Here is a 19,699-nt window from a genome sequence, read left to right on the forward strand (position 1 = left end):
TCCATTTAAAAATAACTATTCGGAAGCAATCCAAAACCGAGACTGCAACGCTTTCTCCTATTTAACCTCCAGAACGGTATAAAAGGTCTTATCTCCTACTTTGTATTCTAATAAGGCTTCATTTGCTTTGATTTTAAAAGGCACTTCAACCGGAATTTGCGGTAAAGGATTTTTCGCTTCATCTTCACGATTTACTGATAATACGCGGTCTTTACTATTCGCAGGCACTGTCGAGAAAGTGGCATAATACAGATTGGTATCTTCCCAAAGTACTTTAGATTTTTTCTGCTGAAAATATAAAGATTCAAAGCTTACCTCTTGGGGAATATTTTTGGCTACAAAACGAATGTTTTCGAGGCCCTTAACCCCAGATTTACGAGTCGTTTTTTCAATCTCAAAAGGCGGGTTCTTAACGAGTTGGTTGCTTCCCCCACAAGAGAATAAAGTAAATAAGAACAAAGCTGATAATATGTTTTTCATAAGTGCTTAGATTGGGTTTACAAAGCTAACGTATGGATTGTTTAGGTCGTATACAATAGATAAACTATCTCTGGGCATCGCAATAGCCATCATAACTGGATATTAAGCGCTGCGATTGTACCAACAAAAAAGCCTTGCAGCAATTGCAAGGCTTTAAGATATGAAATAAAATAATTTCTAGTTGTTTAATGCTTCTGCACCACCTACGATCTCAAGGATCTCGTTAGTAATTGCAGCCTGACGCGCTTTGTTATACGTTAGTTTAAGCTGATCTCTCAACTCAGTCGCATTATCTGTTGCTTTGTGCATCGCTGTCATACGTGCACCGTGCTCACTTGCTACGGAATCTCTTATTCCTTTGAAGAATTGTGTTTTTAAAGCTTTAGGTATAAGCTGCTTTACAATCTCTTCTTTAGAAGGCTCAAAGATATAATCTGTAGTGTTTGCCGGAGCTACCTCTTCAAATTGCTCTTTTAAAGGAACAATAGGTAAAAACTGCTCGCGAGTAACAATTTGTGTAGCGGCATTTTTGAAGGAATTGTAAAGCAATTCAACTTTATCGTAAGTTCCTTCGGTAAATAAATTCATTGCACGCTCAGCAATTGCTTCAACATTCTCAAACGTTAAATCATCAAAGATCTCACTATCATTAAAAATCACTGTGTGTGATTTCTTCAGAATGTCATTTGCTTTTTTACCAATGGTTAAGAAGTGAACTTCTTTACCGGCGTAAACAGTATCTGCAATGTTCTTAGCTTCTTTTACGATGTTTGAGTTGAAAGCCCCTGCAAGACCTCTATTTGAAGAGATCGCAATTACAAGCACTTTTTCAACAGGACGCTCTTCAGCAAAACGGCTTCCGCTGTCTCCTTCCATCGAAGCGCTAAGATTTTGAAGCAACTCGGTTAATTTATCAGAATAAGGGCGCATTGCTGTAATAGCATCTTGAGCCTTCTTCAACTTAGCAGCCGACACCATTTTCATAGCGCTTGTGATCTGCATCGTTGAAGATACTGATGAAATTCGGTTACGTATTTCCTTTAAATTTGCCATTTATTTAATGGTTTCTTAATAGGCGAAAATTATTTTTTATATCGAGCAGCAAGGTCATTTGCTACAGTAGTCAAGGTATCGATCACCTCATCTGTAAGCTTACCTGCTTTCAGCGTATCTAAAGTAGCTCTGTGCTTAGCATTCAAAAGTTCAAGATAGTCTGTTTCAAACTCTTTTACTTTATCGATAGGCACATTGCGCAATAGGTTTTTAGAACCTGCGTAGATAATCGCGATTTGATCTTCTACAGTATACGGTGTGTTTTCCGCTTGCTTTAAGATCTCAACATTACGCTTACCTTTTTCAATTACACTCAAGGTAGCTGCATCAAGGTCTGAACCAAACTTAGCAAATGCTTCTAGTTCACGGAAAGCTGCCTGGTCTAACTTAAGCGTACCAGATACTTTCTTCATCGACTTGATCTGAGCAGAACCACCCACACGTGATACTGAAATACCTACGTTAATCGCCGGACGTACACCTGAGTTGAATAAGTCACCATCAAGGAAGATCTGACCATCAGTAATCGAGATTACGTTTGTTGGGATATATGCTGAAACGTCCCCTGCTTGAGTTTCGATAATTGGAAGCGCTGTTAATGAACCACCACCTTTAACGATAGGCTTTAAGCTATCAGGAAGATCGTTCATATTCTTTGCGATATCATCATCAGCAATCACTTTTGCAGCACGCTCTAATAAACGAGAGTGCAGGAAGAAAACGTCTCCAGGATACGCCTCACGACCCGGTGGACGACGTAATAAAAGTGAAACCTCACGATAGGCAACCGCTTGCTTAGATAAATCATCATAAATGATTAAAGCAGGACGACCTGTATCTCTGAAATACTCTCCAATTGCAGCACCTGCGAATGGAGCGTATACCTGCATAGGAGCAGGATCTGATGCATTTGCAGCTACAATTGTAGTATAAGCCATTGCACCTTTTTCTTCAAGTACACTAGCGATACCAGCTACAGTAGAAGCCTTTTGACCTACAGCAACGTAGATACAGTATACAGGCTCTCCAGCATCATAAAATTCTTTTTGATTCAAAATGGTATCAATACAAACAGTAGTCTTACCTGTCTGACGGTCACCAATAACAAGCTCACGCTGACCACGACCTACAGGAATCATCGCATCGATAGATTTGATACCTGTTTGTAAAGGCTCATTTACCGGCTGACGATAAATAACACCAGGCGCTTTACGCTCAAGTGGCATCTCATAAGTTTCACCTTCAATTGCTCCTTTACCATCGATAGGTTGTCCTAGGGTGTTAACAACACGTCCTACAATACCTTCACCTACGTTGATTGAAGCGATACGTTGTGTACGTTTTACTGTAGCACCTTCTTTAACTTCTTTAGAAGGACCTAAAAGTACAACCCCAACGTTATCTTCTTCTAAGTTCAATACAATACCTTCAAGACCTCCGTCAAATTCAACGAGCTCTCCGTATTGTGCGTTAGAAAGACCATAAACACGGGCAATACCATCACCCACGGTGAGTACTGTTCCTACCTCATCTAATGAAGCTGATGCTTCAAAGCCTGAAAGTTGTTTCTTTAAAATCGTTGAAACTTCAGCTGGTTTTACTTCTGCCATTTTGTTTGATATCTAAGTAAGCTTTGATACAACTCAAAGCTAAGTTGTAATTATAAACGTTTACTAAATTCTTTTTGTACGCTCACAAGTTGATTTGCAACACTTGCGTCGTACTGTACATCTCCTACACGAAGAATGAACCCTCCTATTAAACTTGGGTCAATATGCTGTTCTAAAGTAACCTCACTGCTATTGGTAAGCTCTTTTACTTTAGCTAAAATTTTTGCTTCTAAACTAGCGTCTAACTCCACAGCTGTTGTTACCTGAGCAACAACAATTCCTTTAGACTCATTATATAAACTCACATAGCTTTGAGCTACCTGACCTAAAAGAGCGCTACGCTTTTTATCAACCAAAAGATCGATAAGGCTTAGTGTGCTTGGGTCATAATCTGCAAAAACAGCCTTTAACGAAGCTCTTTTATCTTCGGGCTTTATAACAGGACTTTTAAGCACACTGCGCAATTCTTTGCTTGCGTTTAGTGTAGCATCAATAGATTTCATATTACCAAAAACAACTTCTTCAGTACCTTTTTCTTTGGCCTGATCTAAAATTGCCTTTGCGTAACGTATTGCTGCTCTTGATGACATGAACTGCTTGTTTTATTAGTTAAGGGTAGCGTCTTGCAGCATTTTATCTACATACTGCTGCTGTTTCTCTTTATCTGAAAGTTCTTGCTTAACCACTTTCTCTGCAATTTCAAGAGAAAGTTCTGCAACTTGACCTTTTAACTCAGCCACTGCCGCACGCTTTTCTGCTGCGATAGCCTCTTGTGCTTGAGTGATGATTTTATCAGCTTGCGCTTTTGCATCACCTTCAGCTTCTGCGATCATTTTTGTTCTGATCTCACGAGCTTCTTTCAGCATAGCATCACGCTCTGCACGTGCTTCCTGCAATGCTTTTTCATTGTCTGCCTGAAGATTTTTCATCTCCAAACGTGCTTTTTCTGCTGCTTCTAATGCACCTTGAATTCCTTGCTCACGCTCATCTAAAGAGCTTAAGATAGGTTTCCAAGCAAATTTCTTCATCAATAAGATGAGGATAATTAATATAACAGCTTGCATTACAAACAAGCCCGGCGAAAAATCATTTAATAACTGATCCATCTTTGAATTTAATGTTTTAAATAAAACAACTCCTGTAACCAACCGTTACAGGAATTGCTTGGTTGTTTAAGCTTGATTATTTACCTAAGATCAACGCACCGAAAGCAAGACCTTCTAAAAGTGCACCAATAATAATCATCGCAGTTTGAATCTTACCAGCCGCTTCAGGTTGACGTGCGATACCTTCCATCGCTTTTCCACCGATTTGACCTAGTCCGATACCACCACCGATAACGATTAATCCAGCTCCAATTAAATTGTACATAACAATTGATTTAAAAATTAAACAAAACTTTCTCTTACATCCTCTACGTCATCCACTTCGTGTCCCTCTTCATCGTGCTCGTGGTGATGGTCGTGTTCTGCAACCGCCATACCAATAAACAACGCTGAGAGCATTGTAAAGATAAATGCCTGTAAGAATGCAACTAATATTTCAATAACCGAGATGAACAAGGTAAGAACCAGAGATAATCCTGTAGAACCTACGGCGCCAAACTGGGCTTTTAAAGTAATCATTAATGCGATTAACCCCATTACCACAACGTGACCTGCGGTGATGTTTGCAAACAAACGAATAAGAAGGGAAAAAGGCTTAGTCAACATACCTAAAACTTCGATAGGTATTAATATAATTTTCATAATCACCGGTACATCTGGCATCCAGAAAATGTGTTTCCAGTAATCCTTATTACCGCTAAACTGAACGATAAAGAATGTGAATAAAGCAAGACAAACAGTAACTGCAATTTGCCCCGTGATGTTGAAACCGAAAGGTGTCATACCCAAAAGGTTTGAAACCCAGATGAAGAAAAATACAGTAAGCAAAAAACTCATATACTTACGATACTTGTGCTCACCGATGTTCGGACGTGCGATCTCATCACGTACATAGATCACTAGCGGCTCTAATGCACGGCCAAAACCGGTTGGGATACTTTTCTTTTTGTATTGCTTTCCTAAAGAACCAAACCAGAATAATAACAGTAATCCTACGAGTAAGATTCCAAACACACTCTTGGTGATTGATAAGTCAAATGGCTTGTGTGCATTTACCGGATGATGATCTTCTCCCATCACGATCTCCTCTGCACCTTCTTCTAGTTCGTAAATTTTATCGTGAAGATTTACAAAACGGCTTCCTCCTTTTTCAACAACAACTTCACCGTCAATATCGTGATGAAATTCTGAAGACATAAATGCTACAGGACCGTTACTCGCCCATAAAATTATAGGTAATGAAAAACCTACACTGTGACGCTCACCATCACTCCCTTGATACGAGAACAAGTGAAAGTCATGAGAATCTTTTAAGTGATGATTGGTGTAATCTGTGATTTCCTGCTGGGTATTTACAGGGCCTTCGTCATTAGCTTCCGCGACACTATGCTCTTGCGCATTTAACAGCGTTCCGCACAATAGAAAACTGATAACAGCTAGAAAATGAATGGGTAAAGAAGTTATCTTCATTATTATTTTTTAAAAAATCAGGCTTGCTAAAATTTGGTGCAAAACTAATCAATTTATTCACAATTGCACCTTTTTTATCAAGAAATAGACTTAAGATTCTTTTTTTAAGATTTTAACAATTACCAAGACTTCATAGATCAAGAATATAAATATGGGTATCAACATACTAAGACGCTCCATTCGCGTGAAAACAGTTTCAGAAAAGAGCAAATTCTTAAAAACTAAAGCCCACAAAAAAAGTTTGCCAAAAACGGTAAACAAAAACATATATCCCACCTTATCGTGAAGCTCCGGAAGCAGTGCCGGAAGGGTAATAAATGTGAGACAAATGATCAAGCTGCTGATTCCACCAAACAAATAAAAATTGAGCAGATTGTAAGGAAGTTCTACATCAAGAAGATTTAGTATACCTAAATGCAGGCCGTAAAAAACTACAGCCAGGCCGATGATCGTTCCTGCTGTGATAAGAAGAGGTTTTGTAAGATTCATGAATTTAGATCTTTGACGGCTTTAATGATCACGTACATCGACAAAAATACGGCGAGTAATGTAACCGCAGGTTCTAAAAATGCAGTATTAAATTTTCCATCGAGCCAAGAGCCCAAAAGATTGCCCAAATAAATGGTGACCCCCATTTGGATGGCAACGGTAGAAAATTTTGCCCAACTTTTAAGCGGACTTTCCGGTTTCTTTTCTGACATCTTTAGACAGGTTTTTTACACCGCTTCCCATTACACAGCTCGCATTAAAGTCGGCACCGGGTTCTATCGCAAGCTTTTCGGTAGCGACTTCTCCTTTAATGACTGCCGAAGCTCTCAGGTTTAATAACCCATTAATAGCTACTGTGCCATCTACTTTACCTTCAATATCTGCTTCCTTACACTCGAGCGTACCGATTAAAACTCCAGATTTACCAATAACCACCTTGCCGGTGCTTTCAATTTTTCCTTCTAACTTTCCATCAATTCTAAAGTCACCTTCAGACTTGATTTCTCCGGTAATCGAAGTTCCATCACTTATTCTGTTTTGTTTATTTCCTGTTTCAGGAGCTTTTACAGATCTATCTTTTCTCATTATTGTGAATCTAAATTTTTATATGCTTCCAAGTTTTTATGCAGTTGTATAATTCTATAATTGGCAGAACTTACCACAACAGGTTCTTGATCTTCTTCAATCGCAACGAGCTTAGCCTCTTTCAGTCGCTCAGCAAAATATAAAGCCTCGACTTTTGATTTAAATCCGTGAAGCGCCAAAAACTGCGTTGCCTCATCATAAACGTCTCTTGATGCGCTCAATTGCGTAAAATTATTTTGCTTTAAATAGTTGCTGATCGAATCTTGCTTCTGTAACAACGTATTCTTTTCGCTGGTTTTAAATGTATACAGCAAATTGTATTTTTTGGCCTCAGCATCGGCAACAAACGTATTGTTTTTGAGCTGTGGTAAAGCTTTTTCTAATAACTCTTTAGCCTTCTTCCCTTCTTCTTGGTTGGGATAATTCAGCGCCACATAATTTAGGGCTTGCTCATAAGCATCATAACCTTTTGAGCGGCCAATTGCGGTTGCTTTTAGCAATTCAAACTTCGGAACAAAAGCATCTCCCGCATACTCGTCTATGTAGCGATTGGCTTGCGTAATAACCCGAGCATATTCTTGATTCTCAAAATCCCGATAGAGGTTGTTATAAAGCACTTCAGGACTATTCTGATCTTGCTCTAAGGCCTTGTCAGGATTGTTGATGATACTCGCATATCTGGTGTCCCCGTAATTCTGAAGAATATCAAATTTATATTTATCGCTGTTGAAGGTATCGCCGCTCGCTTCATAAAGCTGATACAAATTATATTTTGCCGGAAGCACTAAACGTTCTTCGGGATTGGCTGCCAGCAATGCTTCTAAACGCTGAATGGCCAACTGCGGTTCTTTTAGTTTTTCTTTATAGATCAAGCCTAGCTGATAGTAAGCAAAATTGCGTGCTGTACTGATACTATCGATGATAGGTTGTTCCGAAGGAATTTTATTGATGTAATTGTCTGCATTGTAAATCCCGTTATCCACTTCTTCAAGGAGATCTTTCTCACCTGCAATCTCATTAGAAGCGAGTGCACTGCCTACACTGCTTGAAACGCGCCAGTTATCTGCATTTTCACGAGAGCCCCAACGCTGTTTAAAATCAAGTTTGCCTTGTGCCACCTGCACCGGATTGTAGAAATAAAACCCACTGCTTCCACCTGGTGGATTGGGTCCGGAGTTTGGATTATTTGCGACAAAAAATTCGTTGTTGGCAATAGCTGCTTCGGCGTTTGCTTCAGCGATAGAGTCTTTTGCTTTTTGTTCTTTAAGCGCGGTGATATACGATTCAAAATATGCCTGCCGGTCAGTATCGTTCATATAAACCAAATTGAGAATACTGTCGTTGCGCGTGGCGATTCCTTCATATAAAATCACATCGCTAAGATTCTCGCGCTTTTTACTAATGTTGCGGTATTCTCGAGTATTTTCCGGAATAAAAGCTAACGTACTATCATAATAAGCACCTGCGATCAAATATTCTGAATTGTTGAAATTGAGATCCCCCAGACTTAAATAATCACGCGAAGTCAGGTATTTATCTTCGCCTTGTGAGGCAATAGATTTATTATAGTAGGCTACCGCCGAATCTTCGCGACCTACATTGCGGTAGAATTCTGCAAACTGATATTGAATGATATCTAGATACGGCCTGTTTTCTCGATTTTCCTCTAAATCTGTAAGTAGTTCAAAAAGGCGTTCTTGATCTCCCGTCTCATAATCAAAATTTCGAATCTTGTTGATGTACGCATTGATCATATAGCGGCGGGGAGAACGACGGTTGAGATCAATGACCTTGTCGTAGTTTGCATTGGCCAATTGATTCTGCCCGATGTTGTCATAAAGCTGACCCTTGATAAAATAATACCGGCCTTTTTCTTCGTTTTTACGGGTGAGGTAGGCTGCTTTTTCTATATAAACCAAAGCGCTATCCAGACGGTTTTCAAAAATATATCCTTGTGCCAGCATCGCAGAAGCATCAGCAAAATCTTGGCGGTCAAGGGCGTCTTCTTCCTCCAGAAGTTTATGCAGACTCGCGATCGCCAACTTGGTATTGTCCAAACGAATTTGAGTTTTCGCCTTCCATATCTTGGCTTGGGCAATGTTATCACTTGCCGGATAATAGGATAAAATGTAGTTGAAGGCTTCTAGCGCACGTAAAAAACGCAAATCATAATACCGCGCTTTTCCGAGCAGCATAAATGCTTCATCAATCTGCGGATTGCGCTCAGTCCCGTTAATTTCCATACTGTGTTTTTGTATGGCTTTTACGGCTTTTTCTTCGGCAATTTTAAAACTGGGGTCAATTGCTTCTCCCGGTAAGGGCACAAAATCTGGAGAATCTAAACGTTCGATGGGTAAGATGGCCCAAAAATTATCTTGATAGCCCTCAATAAGTGCATCACGCCCTTGCTCAAAGGCCTGGCGTCCATTAAAAAGGGTATTGTATTCTGCGGTGATCGCGTGAAAATTGCGCGATAAAAACTTGTCTTTCTTACGGGAGCAGCCCACAAGAACAGTCAAAAGCACCAGAATAACGAGTAATTTTTGTACCTGAGTTTGCAAATCGATTTAGATTATATAGCAATAACTGCAAAGTAGCAAAATTAGTATGAAGGGGTTAAAAAGACGTTAAAATAATTTTTCTTAGAATGTGAAGCACTCATTTCATATTTTTAGAATAACGGCTGTGCTATGAAAAAAATAATTCTACTTATATCGTTAATTTCTTTAGTTGGCAGCAATTTATTATTTGCCGCTCATAGGCAAAGTGATAGCAAAAATCCTTTAATTAATCTAATAAGCACTCTCGAACATAATTATTTTGATATCACCGAAAACCTATTAAATGAAGAGCTTGAAGCAAATTTTGAACTTAGCAGATTAAAAATCCTGCTAAATGATTTTCATCAAGTATCTGAAGTTATTCTTCAATCAATTTCTGCAGCTGATCAAACAAGGGTCCTGAAAGAGAATAGCTCATTTAATCAAATCAGACAATTAACGCTACTCAACCTTAGAGAAATTGAAAATAAGCTTATTCAGCTTGAGGCTCGTTCAACAAGCTATAACCTGATTAATCTCCTAAAATCAGTTGAACTTGCTAATACTTATTGTGAGGAAATAATACGTTATCGAGAACATATTAACAACCCTTATTTTGCTAAAGCGAGCCTGATAAAAAAGGTGAGAAAGTCTAAAATGCTTGAAGAGCGTTTAGGTGCAGATGGAATTACAAATAATCAATGGCAAAAAATTATGACTTCTGGAGTGGGAAGCCAAGCCCCTGATTTAATTAGACAAATCAACAGACAAAATCAAGATTTACTAATTCAATTTAAAAAGGAAGAAAAAGCTATTGTAAAAACTGGTACTTTAGAAGAAGTAGTTACCAATACTAATGTGGTTGATGGTTTAATTTACACCTACAGCGACTTTCCTCCAGACAAGCTATCCTATATTTATAGTTCTGATAGCTTTCTAATTCAAGGTTTAATCAGTTGGTTAGTATATATTAATTCTGGAACCAAGGTTTTACTTTCAGAGCTTTTTCATTCCCGCTTAGATGAACAAAGGCTGCTCAAAGAGCTCAATTTAAAATCTGCGACCACCAATACAATTCATAGGTCTATTAAAAATGAAAATCAAGATGAAATATGGTTAGAGTTAAATTCTTCGATTCTAAAAAATAAGTATTTCTCAGAAATAAAAATCGACCGTGTCTCAATCGAAAAAGAGAATATTATATTCTATTCTCAGGAGAACGCTATCCTTAGTTTGAACAATAGGTCTGGTAACCTATTAGAACAAATTAAAGCTCAAATCAATAATCAAAGACAGCTTGAATATCAAATGAATTCATTTAACATCCAACTGAATACTTATTAAACTCCTACTCTATCAAAGGCTCCTCCTTACTAAAATACGCCTCAAGCTCTTTGAGCGTAGCTTCAGAAGTTTTGATGTCTTTTACAACGCTTCCCTTTTCTAGGACTACAATACGCTCGCAAACTTCGGTAACGTGCATCAGGTCGTGACTCGAGACCAAAACTGTAACCCCTGTTTCTGCTGCCAATTTTTTGATGATGCCTTTTAATCGTATCTGCGTCGTAGGATCCAAATTTGCAAAAGGTTCGTCAAGAATTACCACTTCAGGATTTCCGATCAAGGTTGCAACGATGCCCACTTTTTTCATATTTCCTTTAGAAAGATCGCGCAGGTACTTGCGTTTATTTAAAATCTCATCATTAAAGAAATCTTCAAATCCGGCAAGCAGCTTATCTACATCGGCTTTGTTCTGGCCGCGTAATTCTCCTATAAAATAAAAATATTCTTCTGCCGTGAGATAACCAATTAAAAAGCTCTCGTCTATAAACGATGCCGTATGTGATTTCCAGGCTTCGCTCTCGTGCACTTTGACTTCGCCATTTTGGATATATCCTGTAGTAGGCTGAATTAAATCGAGCAATGCACTAAATAATGTGGTTTTTCCGGCGCCGTTATTTCCTACCAAACCAAAAGATTCGCCTTTAGGAATTTGAAGTTCGTCTATTTTTAAAACGGTAACGCCATTATAGGTTTTTGATAAATCGTGAATATGTATCATAATATCAATTTTTAGTGGTTAGTGAGGTTTCCCTCCCGCTGGAAGGGATTGAGAGGGCCTTTTAATTTTTCTGTTTGTAAGCAGTTATCGTTTTATATTTTTCGGTCTTGTAGATGCCAATGATCTTTTTGAACATAAAATCTCTAAACGCAAAACCGGCAATTCCGGCTAAGGCCACTAGCGCATAGCCAAATACGGGCCCGAGTGTAAAATGCCCTATGGTATACAGTACAATGGGCAATAACAGCTTCGGCATTGTGATCAATAAAGTTTTAACATTGAAAGACGAACTATCGCCAAAGGCTTTTTTATTGCTCGTCAAATCAATAGGTGTTTTGATATAAGCACCGCCCCAAAGCACCACGTGCCCGTTTACTCCCATATTGTAGATTCCGCCTACAAAAACAGCAGCATACGCTTCCCAACCAAAATATAAATAGCCCAAACCTAGAATCGTAGAGATCCCCGAAGCCAATACGACAAGCATCCATTTAGACCGTAGATATTCTTCATAACTGATGTTTTGCGTCATCATCAGCGGATAGTACGAGCTGTCCCAACTGGGTACAAACTGCCCAAAACTGAACAGGAAACCACCGGTGACAAAGATTCCGGCAAAGATTTTCATAAACGGATTGTCGTAACTGTCAATTCCACCGGAGAAAAAGAGTAATCCATAGAATAAAAACAGGACGCTCATAATCACCGTGGTTTTTGAACGCTTGTTACGCTTGATCAGCTTAATATCGTTTTTAAGGAAAATAGCCGTTTTACCAAAACGATCTAACCAATCTAGATTTTCGGTAGAAGCTTCTTTAGTTTTTGCTGAAAGTCCGGCGTCGAGGTACAGTCGGTTTAAGAAATAGCTGTGCGCCACTTTGTATAAAGCTATCGCGACTACAACCGGAATGGCGAACATCCACAATTGCTCAAATAAACCTTGAAAATATACGCCGGTATAAGGTGTAACATCAAAAATCCCGTAATACTGCAGCGCGCCTAAACTAATAATCACCGAAGCTACACCTACTACCAGCGGCATGGCGTCGTTTAAAAATACATTGATAAAGTTGTTGATGTAGATCATCGCCATCATTCCCAAATGCCAGGTGATAACCTGAAGCGGATCGTATCCTTGCGTCAACAACACCACGCTAAACGGAATAAAGAAAAATGCGTGCACAATGTTGAAAAATGAGAACATCGTTTTGCCCAATGCAAAGTTGACGATCTTCGATTTTTTAAACGGCATCAAAAGCAGCGGTTTAATATTAACCACCGGCATTTTTTGAAGCATATATTTAATCACCAGATCAAGTACCACATAATAAATCATAAAGCGATTTACGGTTTCTAGTGGCTCTAGACCGGCTTTTTCAAGACCAAAATAAGCACCAACACCCGCCAGTGTAAAAAGTCCGATAAAATATAGCGCTCCCAGCGCCATAAAGATTTTTAGAATAAGATTGGTCTGAAAAGCGGCAGATCTAAAAAAACTCTTCCACTCGAGTGTGAGGAAATATTTTATCATAAAGAATTGATTTTCTGTGTGGGCACACCTCATTGGTATGAAAATTATAAAAATGTTACGTTGCAAAACCGCATCGCTTTGTATTTTTGCCAAAATTTTATTCAATGAGCGATTTTCACGCACTTACTATTCAAGACATTACCCGCGAAACTCAGCAAGCTGTAAGCATCACTTTTGGTGTGCCTGATGCTTTAAAAGAGGCATTTACTTTTAAAGCCGGTCAATACATCACCTTAAAAACCAAAATTGACGGCAAAGAAGTGCGCAGAGCCTACTCGCTGTGTTCTACACCAAAAAGCGGAAACTTAAAAGTTGCGGTGAAAGAAGTTCAAGGAGGTACATTTTCTGTGCTGGCAAACAATAAATTGACTGTAGGAGAATCATTAGAAGTGCATCCACCGGAAGGAAAGTTTATTGTTGAGCCTAACGGCGAAAATCAAAAAGATTATGTGGCTTTTGCCGCAGGAAGCGGAATCACACCCGTACTTTCTATCGTAAAAACAGTTCTTGAAGAAGAGCCTAAAAGTCGTTTTGTACTTGCTTACGGAAACAGAACCGTTGAAGAAACAATTTTTCACAAAGAGCTTTTAGAACTTCAGTTGAAATACCCTGACCGTTTATTTATTGAATTCATCTACAGCCGAAAACAAGAAACCGATGCCCATTTTGGTCGAATTGAAAAAGCTGCGGTAAACTTTGTGCTGAAGAATAAGTTTAAAGCACATGATTTTGATCAATATTTCCTTTGTGGACCAGAAGAGATGATCAATGGAGTACGTGGCGTTTTAGAAGAAAACGGCGTAGCTAAAGAACAAGTAAAGTTTGAGTTGTTTACTTCGTCAGATGATGGCGAGGAGATCGCCGAAGCTTTAGACGGACAAACAACGCTAAAAATTGTTTGCGATGACGAAGAGTTTGAGTTGGTGATTCCTCAGGATAAAATTATTCTTGATGCCGCATTAGACAATGATATTGACGCGCCACACTCGTGCCAAGGTGGTATTTGTAGTAGCTGTATTGCTCGCGTAACCGAAGGAACAGCTGTAATGCGTAAAAATCAGATCCTGACCGACGATGAAGTTGAAGAAGGACTCATTCTAACCTGCCAAGCGCTGGCAACCTCAGCTACTTTGGTAGTAGATTATGACGATATATAAGAACTTGCATTATTAAGCGAAAATCCCCTGAACATTTGAAATGTTCAGGGGATTTTTTAGTTTGAATAGATTCTAAATGAAACGCCTAATAATTTTTTCTACCGGTTCTATGGCTTTGCTGTGCTCGATGGTTGGCCCCGCGACCCAAATGGTTTTATACGTAGCTTCGGTTGCGGCTTTGGTAACCATATTGGTTCCTTTCAAGAAGCGGAGCATTTTTACGTACTTCTTCAACCATTTATTTTTATTGAGAATCTTTTCGAGCCAGGTTTGCTCAGTGCCTATTTCTTGTACATACGGCGTATTGATGACCGTACACGGCGTTCCGCTGATTTTTTGAGTAAGCACAATATCTTCAGCTCCATAATTCACACAGGCCTCTTTATACTCTTTAGAAACCCCCGCTTCTTCTGAAGCAATAAACGGACTCCCAACACTTACGCCAACTGCCCCAAAGCTTAGTTTTTCTTCAAGTTGAGTTTTAGTTCCTACGCCACCCGCTGAAATTACCGGAATCTTTAAAGCTTCGTTTAGTTCTTCTATTAATTGTTTTGGAGCAATATTGCCACGGTGACCGCCGGCCTCATTGTTTACGGCAATAACCGCATCACAGCCTAAGCTTTCAACTTTCTTTGCCTGTTCGAGATTCACTATATCGCAAAACACCAGAATCCCCTTTTTATGAGCTTCTTCAATGACTTGTTTGGGATTACCCAAAGAAGTAATGATAAAATCACAACCTAGCTCGCAGCAGACCTTGAGTTGCTCGGGAAATTTAAGATTCGATTTATTAACGATCAAATTGAAACCAAACGCTCCACCTTCGGTTTTAGCGGCTTTCAATTCGGTTATGGCCTCTCGTAATTCGGGTAAGGTGCGGTAATTCAACGCTGGAATACAACCCGCAATTCCGGCTTGCATTGCGGCTTTTACCATAGCAACGTTAGACACCAAAAACATAGGCGCCATAATGATTGGATGTTTGATGTTTAGCAGTTGCGTAAGCGGCGTTTTCATAAGCGTAATTTAGAGAAGAAAGATACCTAAATATTGTACGCTAACGCGAAAAGCTTGAAATGAAAACTAACCTAAAATTGCCGAAAGCCGCTTTAGCACAGTCTCCGGCTGAATGCTATGCATCGCGCGTTCATAGCCTTCAGGAACTTTGTTTCCGTATGCTGATGTTGGTATCGCAGGAAACTGGTTACGATCTGCGGTAAGTTGGTTTTCTTTCGACTGCCCATAAGGCGCAAAGCCCAAATACGGATGCGTAACGCCCCAAAGCGTCACCACCGGAACTCCAAAAAGCGCAGCCATATGTCCGTTGCCGCTATCCATCGCGAGCATGGCATCAAGATGGGAGATCAGCGCTAGTTCTTCTTCAAAACTGAATTTACCCGCGACATTTATGCAATTCTCATATTTGGCAGCAAAGGAATTCAGCAGCTGCTCTTCCTCCTTTCCTCCCCCAAAAAGAATGATTTTTAACGGCTTTTCATTTAATTTAGAAAGGACTTGATCTACTAGATCTAAAGGATACTTTTTACCCTCGTGTGCTGCAAAAGGTGCAAAACCCAACCATTTGTAAGGTTCTTGACCTATGGCTTTTTGTATTGTATCGTTAAGTCTACGCTTCGGTAGCAACTCATCTCCTTTTAATGGCACCGGGAAGCCCAAAGCTCCAAACACATCAGCATAACGCTGATGTGTGGTTTTAAGCGGTTTAAAAACTTTATCGGTTTCTCGTGTAAGCGCTTTTTTTTCGGCTCTACCTTTATCTATTTGTGCTGTTTGACTTCCGCGTAAGCGAAAAAAAGACAACAATACCTTAGACCGAATCACATTATGCAAATCTGCAATTGCAGTAAATTGTTCGGGTTTGAGCGCTTTATAAAGTTTGTATAAACCGGTACCGCCTTTGTATTTGGTTTTTACTTCGGCACCAAAAAAATGCACGCGCTCAATTCCTGAGAAAAAAGGCTTAAAAAAAGGTTTAGAAACCACCGTGATTTCCAGCTCCGGATTAGCACGCGTTAACGCGATTAGCACGGGTACGGTCATCGCCACATCGCCCATCGCTGAAAACCGAATACATAAAATATGCGCTGCTTTTGGAGAAGGCATCAACTACTTTTTAGCTTGCCCGCGTAGTACCGGATTGAGCTCATCGTCATTGTACATTTTCATCTGCTTATAGACTTTCATGTACTTATCACCGTTGCGAATATCCTTGATCAATTGGTCTATTGCAGTGCATAAATCGGTGCGCTGCTCTAGCAAAACATCTAGCTTTTGCTGGCAGGCCAATTTGTGCTCTTGAGAAGCATCTTCGCGCGTAGCTTCTTCTTCCATATGATAGATCTTAAGCGTCAAGATGGCTAAACGATCTAAAGCCCACGCCGGACTTTCGGTATTGATCGTAGCAGATTCTTTAGGCTCAATGTCTTTGTATTCATTCAAGAAATAGCTGTCAATATACTCGACCATATCGGTACGCTCTTGGTTCGACGCATCGATCTGACGTTTCAATTTCAGCGCTGCTTCAGGATCAATTTGAGGATCACGAATGATGTCTTCATAGTGCCACTGCACGGTGTCAATCCACGCTTTACGATAAAGTAAGTGTTCTAAAAAGTCAACGTCAGTATCATACGGGTTACTGAATGGCTGATCAACGCGGTCTTTGATGTGGTAATCGTCAACGGCGCTCTGAAATATACGTTTTGCGGTATGAGTAATCATTTCTGGTGTTTTTCTAAAATGTGTAAATATTCGGTGGTGGCGTTTGCTTTATGATTTCTGTTTTCGGTTTTGTCAGCCTTAAAACGTTGATATTCTTTGGTGACCAAATCATATTTTCCGTAGCGCTGCATAATTTCTTTTACTGTTTCAGCAGGCATCAAACCTTCGTTATTATAACTTAAAAACAGGGTTTTAAAGCGTGCTTTTGCGATGAGTTCTTCGAAGCTTTTTTCAACTTCAAGCTTACTGCAAAAAGCACTTTTTGTATACGCCCGTAAACCGGTTTTTCCTTTGGGTACAAAGGTATCTTTTTTTGCGATAGTATTGAGCACATGATAGTTGGCTCCGTATTGCCTGGCATTATACGGCGGGTCGAGATACAGGATATCTCCCTCAATATCATCGATTAACGCGTTGCTGTTGGTATTATACACCGAATGACTTCCCGCAGTGATCTCGAAATTAGCCGGTATTAATTCTAAAGTTTTTTGTGCCGATTTTTTAAGCTTTTTAAGGTAAGCGCCATAAACCGAAGCAGTATTTGCAACCTTATCGGCACTTTCTAACAAACTTGCTAAAAGGAAAAAATAAGTGTTTTCGTCAATTCTGGATTGCTCCAACCACTCCTCGATTTTAGCCCGAATCGCATCAATTTTCTGCCCGTTTTCTGCGGAAAAATAAAGTCGGTTTTCTGAACCGGTCTCACTATACTGATGAAAGATAAAGCCTCTTCTAGGCGGAATCGCATTAAGCTCTTCAATCAAAACTGAAGTGTCAATTGCTGAATTGTTCTCAATGTAATTTCGGTTTAAGACGTAGCTGTAAAACTCCAGATCATTTGCAATAACGCCTTTTACATAAGGTTTAAACGTGCGTCCAACGGCCCCGGTTCCGGCAAAAAGATCACAAAAAACCAACTGAGAAAGATCATCGCCGCACACGGCTTTGATGTTCTCCAGCAGCCATTCTGAAAGTTTATGTTTTGAACCAATATAATTCATCGTGTCGCCCAGATGATATCTGAAAGGGCCGTTTTATTCGTTGCGGTGGTGACGCTAATTAATTTTTCGGGCTCAAAAGTACTCACATAATTTTCAATTAAAGCCCGAAGCCAAGAAATTTCAGCTTTCAATTTATAGTGCTCGCCGTTGGCGGCAAACACCACCAGAAACAGTCTGTTTTCCAAATGGAAACGGCGGCCTGTGCTTTGGTTTTTATAGAGCCATTTTATAAGCATTTCAGGATGCTTTTGTGCATATGCAAAATCCTTCTGAAAACCTTTAGGAAATTTGGTGGTTTTTAAGTCAAAACTAATTTCTTGGATACTGAAGTCTTTAAGACGATCTTTTTCATTTAAAACCGCATTTACATTAGGTTGATCGATAAAAAGCTGCTCTACCGCTCGTGCGCTCCAGTAATTATACCACCGATTTAAACTGTAGTAGAAAAATTCTTTTTTGTCAAATTGATTAAGCTGTAGCTGACTTTTTATGCGTTCTATGAGCTCCTCAAAATCCTGAATGTTGTAAATAAAATTGCTCTGATTATCCCAGATGTTATTTTGCCTTCTAAACCAAACATCTCTGTATGGCCAGCGCTTTTTGAGTTCGTTTTCTATATGTTCTAAAACTACACGCGCCAAAATATTAGAAGAATTGGAATAAGAAGTGCGAGCCACATCATCATCTCTTTGAACCAAAAACTCTTGCTGGTTTCTATGTAGGTGGCCGTGATGATCGCAAGCGGCCCAAAAAGAAAATACAGCTCACTTCCATCGCGTAAAGGAGCTACAAAAATTGCTATAAACAGCGCTACAAGCGAACTAATTATAATCAGAATAAACGAGGCTTTTAACTTTTGAGGAGCATCAGAAACTTGTTTAATGTACCGCGAACCGCACCAAATATAAAGTGCCAGAAAGAATGATGTGGGCAATAACAGTTTTAGAGAACTATACGCTCTAAAATCTAGCGTAGGCAACTCAAAATAACTTAAAGCAAACTCCTTTGCTCCTTTATAATACAGACTGAAGGTGAACGTGAGCAGCAGTACGACAAAGATTCCGCCAAGGGGCATTAGCCAATTTCGGTATTCGCTTCGGCCGTAAAATAAAATTGAAAAATAGAGTACAACCAGAAATAAGATGCTCCAAAAGAAAAACAAAGAAGCAATGGTGATCCAAAAAGCCGCGTCGAAGACTTTCTTTTTAAAATCTTTTTCTGTTTTCATACTGATGATGCGCCGCAAAGCCAGCAAAACAAAAAGCCCTGAAAATACGATATCGTAGTTGAAAAAAGAAACCGGAACGGCAAACGTGAAACACACAAAGAAGTACAAAATATAGGTCGTTCGCTTAGAAAGTGTATTGCGTTTAACCACAAAATTGAGCACTCCCAAAGAGAACAAATAAGCTAGAAGCACAAAAAACTGACCTAGGGCCTCTAATGAAGTAAACTCATAAACATCTGATACCAGATAGAATCCTGTGAAGTAAACGATGACTGCCAATACAATCATCGCAAAATTTATTGGTTTTGAACCGCCGAAAAAGCTTGTTAGCATTTTAGTTTTTTCTATTTTTGCACAGCACACGTCAAAATTAAGGGTGTGACCGTGGTAATCACGTTGTAAAAGTATACAATTATGGAATTGAAAGATTTATTTTACGGTATTCAAGATTTTTTTGTCAACGTTGCTTTTGCACCGTTAGATGCAATTCGTGAATTGCAAGACAGCAGCTGGGTTGCCGCAAACCTTCTTAACTTTGTTTTTATTATCATCGTATCAGTAGCGTTTACTTACTGGTGTGTACAACTTAATAAGTTTGACAAAGACGAGCATCACAACATTCACGGTTAATCGCCAACCGTTTTA

Annotated in this window: 22 protein-coding genes; 3 read left to right on the plus strand and 19 right to left on the minus strand. The window is 39.4% G+C overall.

Annotation, left to right across the window (positions count from 1 at the left end):
• Positions 1-57 precede the first annotated feature (57 nt).
• The 11 genes from LDL79_RS06905 to porW form a co-directional block, all read right to left on the minus strand.
• Positions 58-480: a hypothetical protein gene (locus tag LDL79_RS06905; protein WP_225599681.1), complete on the minus strand. Its 423-nt coding sequence runs from the start codon at positions 478-480 to the stop codon at positions 58-60.
• 177 nt (positions 481-657) lie between these two features.
• On the minus strand, positions 658-1,533 hold the full coding sequence (atpG, locus tag LDL79_RS06910; RefSeq protein ID WP_072980855.1) for an ATP synthase F1 subunit gamma: 876 nt from the start codon (positions 1,531-1,533) through the stop codon (positions 658-660).
• 29 nt (positions 1,534-1,562) lie between these two features.
• A complete protein-coding gene (atpA, locus tag LDL79_RS06915; protein WP_072980859.1) occupies positions 1,563-3,143 on the minus strand; it encodes a F0F1 ATP synthase subunit alpha in 1,581 nt (526 codons plus the stop codon).
• 50 nt (positions 3,144-3,193) lie between these two features.
• Positions 3,194-3,733, minus strand: a complete 540-nt coding sequence (gene atpH / locus LDL79_RS06920) for an ATP synthase F1 subunit delta (RefSeq protein WP_009781966.1) — start codon at positions 3,731-3,733, stop codon at positions 3,194-3,196.
• Positions 3,734-3,748: 15 nt separating this feature from the next.
• Positions 3,749-4,249: a F0F1 ATP synthase subunit B gene (locus LDL79_RS06925; RefSeq protein WP_009781967.1), complete on the minus strand. Its 501-nt coding sequence runs from the start codon at positions 4,247-4,249 to the stop codon at positions 3,749-3,751.
• A gap of 76 nt (positions 4,250-4,325) precedes the next feature.
• On the minus strand, positions 4,326-4,514 hold the full coding sequence (gene atpE / locus LDL79_RS06930) for an ATP synthase F0 subunit C (protein WP_004569351.1): 189 nt from the start codon (positions 4,512-4,514) through the stop codon (positions 4,326-4,328).
• Between the two features lie 17 nt (positions 4,515-4,531).
• On the minus strand, positions 4,532-5,719 hold the full coding sequence (gene atpB, locus LDL79_RS06935; protein WP_225599682.1) for a F0F1 ATP synthase subunit A: 1,188 nt from the start codon (positions 5,717-5,719) through the stop codon (positions 4,532-4,534).
• A 90-nt stretch (positions 5,720-5,809) separates the two neighbouring features.
• Positions 5,810-6,208 carry a DUF6168 family protein gene (locus LDL79_RS06940; RefSeq protein WP_225599683.1) on the minus strand — a complete coding sequence of 133 codons (399 nt, stop codon included), beginning with the start codon at positions 6,206-6,208 and terminating at the stop codon, positions 5,810-5,812.
• Complete coding sequence (locus LDL79_RS06945; RefSeq protein WP_225599684.1) at positions 6,205-6,420, minus strand: AtpZ/AtpI family protein; 216 nt, start codon at positions 6,418-6,420, stop codon at positions 6,205-6,207. The genes LDL79_RS06940 and LDL79_RS06945 overlap by 4 nt, the downstream gene beginning before the upstream one ends.
• On the minus strand, positions 6,389-6,793 hold the full coding sequence (locus LDL79_RS06950) for a bactofilin family protein (RefSeq protein WP_225599685.1): 405 nt from the start codon (positions 6,791-6,793) through the stop codon (positions 6,389-6,391). Before LDL79_RS06950 ends, LDL79_RS06945 begins: the two co-directional genes overlap by 32 nt.
• Positions 6,793-9,354 carry a type IX secretion system periplasmic lipoprotein PorW/SprE gene (porW, locus tag LDL79_RS06955; protein WP_225599686.1) on the minus strand — a complete coding sequence of 854 codons (2,562 nt, stop codon included), beginning with the start codon at positions 9,352-9,354 and terminating at the stop codon, positions 6,793-6,795. The genes LDL79_RS06950 and porW overlap by 1 nt, the downstream gene beginning before the upstream one ends.
• Positions 9,355-9,483: 129 nt before the next feature.
• On the opposite strand from porW, the gene LDL79_RS06960 reads away from it, so the two are divergent.
• The gene (locus LDL79_RS06960) at positions 9,484-10,677 is read left to right on the plus strand and encodes a hypothetical protein (RefSeq protein WP_225599687.1); all 1,194 of its coding nucleotides are present in this window, start codon (positions 9,484-9,486) and stop codon (positions 10,675-10,677) included.
• A 4-nt stretch (positions 10,678-10,681) separates the two neighbouring features.
• Here the strand turns inward: LDL79_RS06960 and LDL79_RS06965 are convergent, their stop codons facing one another.
• Both LDL79_RS06965 and LDL79_RS06970 read right to left on the minus strand, forming a co-directional pair.
• Complete coding sequence (locus LDL79_RS06965; protein ID WP_225599688.1) at positions 10,682-11,395, minus strand: ABC transporter ATP-binding protein; 714 nt, start codon at positions 11,393-11,395, stop codon at positions 10,682-10,684.
• A gap of 61 nt (positions 11,396-11,456) precedes the next feature.
• A complete protein-coding gene (locus tag LDL79_RS06970; protein WP_225599689.1) occupies positions 11,457-12,926 on the minus strand; it encodes a DUF5687 family protein in 1,470 nt (489 codons plus the stop codon).
• 104 nt (positions 12,927-13,030) lie between these two features.
• Between LDL79_RS06970 and LDL79_RS06975 the strand changes: the two genes are divergently transcribed.
• Positions 13,031-14,083 carry a ferredoxin--NADP reductase gene (locus tag LDL79_RS06975; RefSeq protein ID WP_225599690.1) on the plus strand — a complete coding sequence of 351 codons (1,053 nt, stop codon included), beginning with the start codon at positions 13,031-13,033 and terminating at the stop codon, positions 14,081-14,083.
• A gap of 72 nt (positions 14,084-14,155) precedes the next feature.
• Here LDL79_RS06975 and LDL79_RS06980 read toward each other — a convergent pair whose 3' ends face one another.
• The 6 genes from LDL79_RS06980 to LDL79_RS07005 form a co-directional block, all read right to left on the minus strand.
• Positions 14,156-15,100, minus strand: a complete 945-nt coding sequence (locus tag LDL79_RS06980; RefSeq protein ID WP_225599691.1) for an NAD(P)H-dependent flavin oxidoreductase — start codon at positions 15,098-15,100, stop codon at positions 14,156-14,158.
• A gap of 66 nt (positions 15,101-15,166) precedes the next feature.
• Positions 15,167-16,207: a glycosyltransferase family 9 protein gene (locus LDL79_RS06985; protein WP_225599692.1), complete on the minus strand. Its 1,041-nt coding sequence runs from the start codon at positions 16,205-16,207 to the stop codon at positions 15,167-15,169.
• Between the two features lie 3 nt (positions 16,208-16,210).
• Positions 16,211-16,825, minus strand: a complete 615-nt coding sequence (locus LDL79_RS06990; protein ID WP_225599693.1) for a DUF4254 domain-containing protein — start codon at positions 16,823-16,825, stop codon at positions 16,211-16,213.
• The gene (locus LDL79_RS06995) at positions 16,822-17,826 is read right to left on the minus strand and encodes a DNA adenine methylase (RefSeq protein WP_225599694.1); all 1,005 of its coding nucleotides are present in this window, start codon (positions 17,824-17,826) and stop codon (positions 16,822-16,824) included. Before LDL79_RS06995 ends, LDL79_RS06990 begins: the two co-directional genes overlap by 4 nt.
• Positions 17,823-18,503 carry a hypothetical protein gene (locus LDL79_RS07000; protein ID WP_225599695.1) on the minus strand — a complete coding sequence of 227 codons (681 nt, stop codon included), beginning with the start codon at positions 18,501-18,503 and terminating at the stop codon, positions 17,823-17,825. The genes LDL79_RS06995 and LDL79_RS07000 overlap by 4 nt, the downstream gene beginning before the upstream one ends.
• Positions 18,455-19,387 (minus strand): DUF6427 family protein, encoded by a 933-nt coding sequence (locus LDL79_RS07005; protein ID WP_225599696.1) that lies wholly within the window; start codon positions 19,385-19,387, stop codon positions 18,455-18,457. The genes LDL79_RS07000 and LDL79_RS07005 overlap by 49 nt, the downstream gene beginning before the upstream one ends.
• Before the next feature lie 81 nt (positions 19,388-19,468).
• On the opposite strand from LDL79_RS07005, the gene LDL79_RS07010 reads away from it, so the two are divergent.
• Positions 19,469-19,684, plus strand: a complete 216-nt coding sequence (locus LDL79_RS07010) for a DUF6341 family protein (RefSeq protein ID WP_009781986.1) — start codon at positions 19,469-19,471, stop codon at positions 19,682-19,684.
• Positions 19,685-19,699 lie beyond the last annotated feature (15 nt).

This window comes from Leeuwenhoekiella palythoae, assembly GCF_020310025.1.
Classification (GTDB): domain Bacteria; phylum Bacteroidota; class Bacteroidia; order Flavobacteriales; family Flavobacteriaceae; genus Leeuwenhoekiella; species Leeuwenhoekiella palythoae.

Bases quoted from the DNA above. Each gene is read 5' to 3' on its own strand.
- LDL79_RS06905 (WP_225599681.1), bottom strand. From the start codon at position 480: ATGAAAAACATATTATCAGCTTTGTTCTTATTTACTTTATTCTCTTGT.
- atpG (WP_072980855.1), bottom strand. From the start codon at position 1,533: ATGGCAAATTTAAAGGAAATACGTAACCGAATTTCATCAGTATCTTCA.
- atpA (WP_072980859.1), bottom strand. From the start codon at position 3,143: ATGGCAGAAGTAAAACCAGCTGAAGTTTCAACGATTTTAAAGAAACAA.
- atpH (WP_009781966.1), bottom strand. From the start codon at position 3,733: ATGTCATCAAGAGCAGCAATACGTTACGCAAAGGCAATTTTAGATCAG.
- LDL79_RS06925 (WP_009781967.1), bottom strand. From the start codon at position 4,249: ATGGATCAGTTATTAAATGATTTTTCGCCGGGCTTGTTTGTAATGCAA.
- atpE (WP_004569351.1), bottom strand. From the start codon at position 4,514: ATGTACAATTTAATTGGAGCTGGATTAATCGTTATCGGTGGTGGTATC.
- atpB (WP_225599682.1), bottom strand. From the start codon at position 5,719: ATGAAGATAACTTCTTTACCCATTCATTTTCTAGCTGTTATCAGTTTT.
- LDL79_RS06940 (WP_225599683.1), bottom strand. From the start codon at position 6,208: ATGAATCTTACAAAACCTCTTCTTATCACAGCAGGAACGATCATCGGC.
- LDL79_RS06945 (WP_225599684.1), bottom strand. From the start codon at position 6,420: ATGTCAGAAAAGAAACCGGAAAGTCCGCTTAAAAGTTGGGCAAAATTT.
- LDL79_RS06950 (WP_225599685.1), bottom strand. From the start codon at position 6,793: ATGAGAAAAGATAGATCTGTAAAAGCTCCTGAAACAGGAAATAAACAA.
- LDL79_RS06960 (WP_225599687.1), top strand. From the start codon at position 9,484: ATGAAAAAAATAATTCTACTTATATCGTTAATTTCTTTAGTTGGCAGC.
- LDL79_RS06965 (WP_225599688.1), bottom strand. From the start codon at position 11,395: ATGATACATATTCACGATTTATCAAAAACCTATAATGGCGTTACCGTT.
- LDL79_RS06970 (WP_225599689.1), bottom strand. From the start codon at position 12,926: ATGATAAAATATTTCCTCACACTCGAGTGGAAGAGTTTTTTTAGATCT.
- LDL79_RS06975 (WP_225599690.1), top strand. From the start codon at position 13,031: ATGAGCGATTTTCACGCACTTACTATTCAAGACATTACCCGCGAAACT.
- LDL79_RS06980 (WP_225599691.1), bottom strand. From the start codon at position 15,100: ATGAAAACGCCGCTTACGCAACTGCTAAACATCAAACATCCAATCATT.
- LDL79_RS06985 (WP_225599692.1), bottom strand. From the start codon at position 16,207: ATGCCTTCTCCAAAAGCAGCGCATATTTTATGTATTCGGTTTTCAGCG.
- LDL79_RS06990 (WP_225599693.1), bottom strand. From the start codon at position 16,825: ATGATTACTCATACCGCAAAACGTATATTTCAGAGCGCCGTTGACGAT.
- LDL79_RS06995 (WP_225599694.1), bottom strand. From the start codon at position 17,826: ATGAATTATATTGGTTCAAAACATAAACTTTCAGAATGGCTGCTGGAG.
- LDL79_RS07005 (WP_225599696.1), bottom strand. From the start codon at position 19,387: ATGCTAACAAGCTTTTTCGGCGGTTCAAAACCAATAAATTTTGCGATG.
- LDL79_RS07010 (WP_009781986.1), top strand. From the start codon at position 19,469: ATGGAATTGAAAGATTTATTTTACGGTATTCAAGATTTTTTTGTCAAC.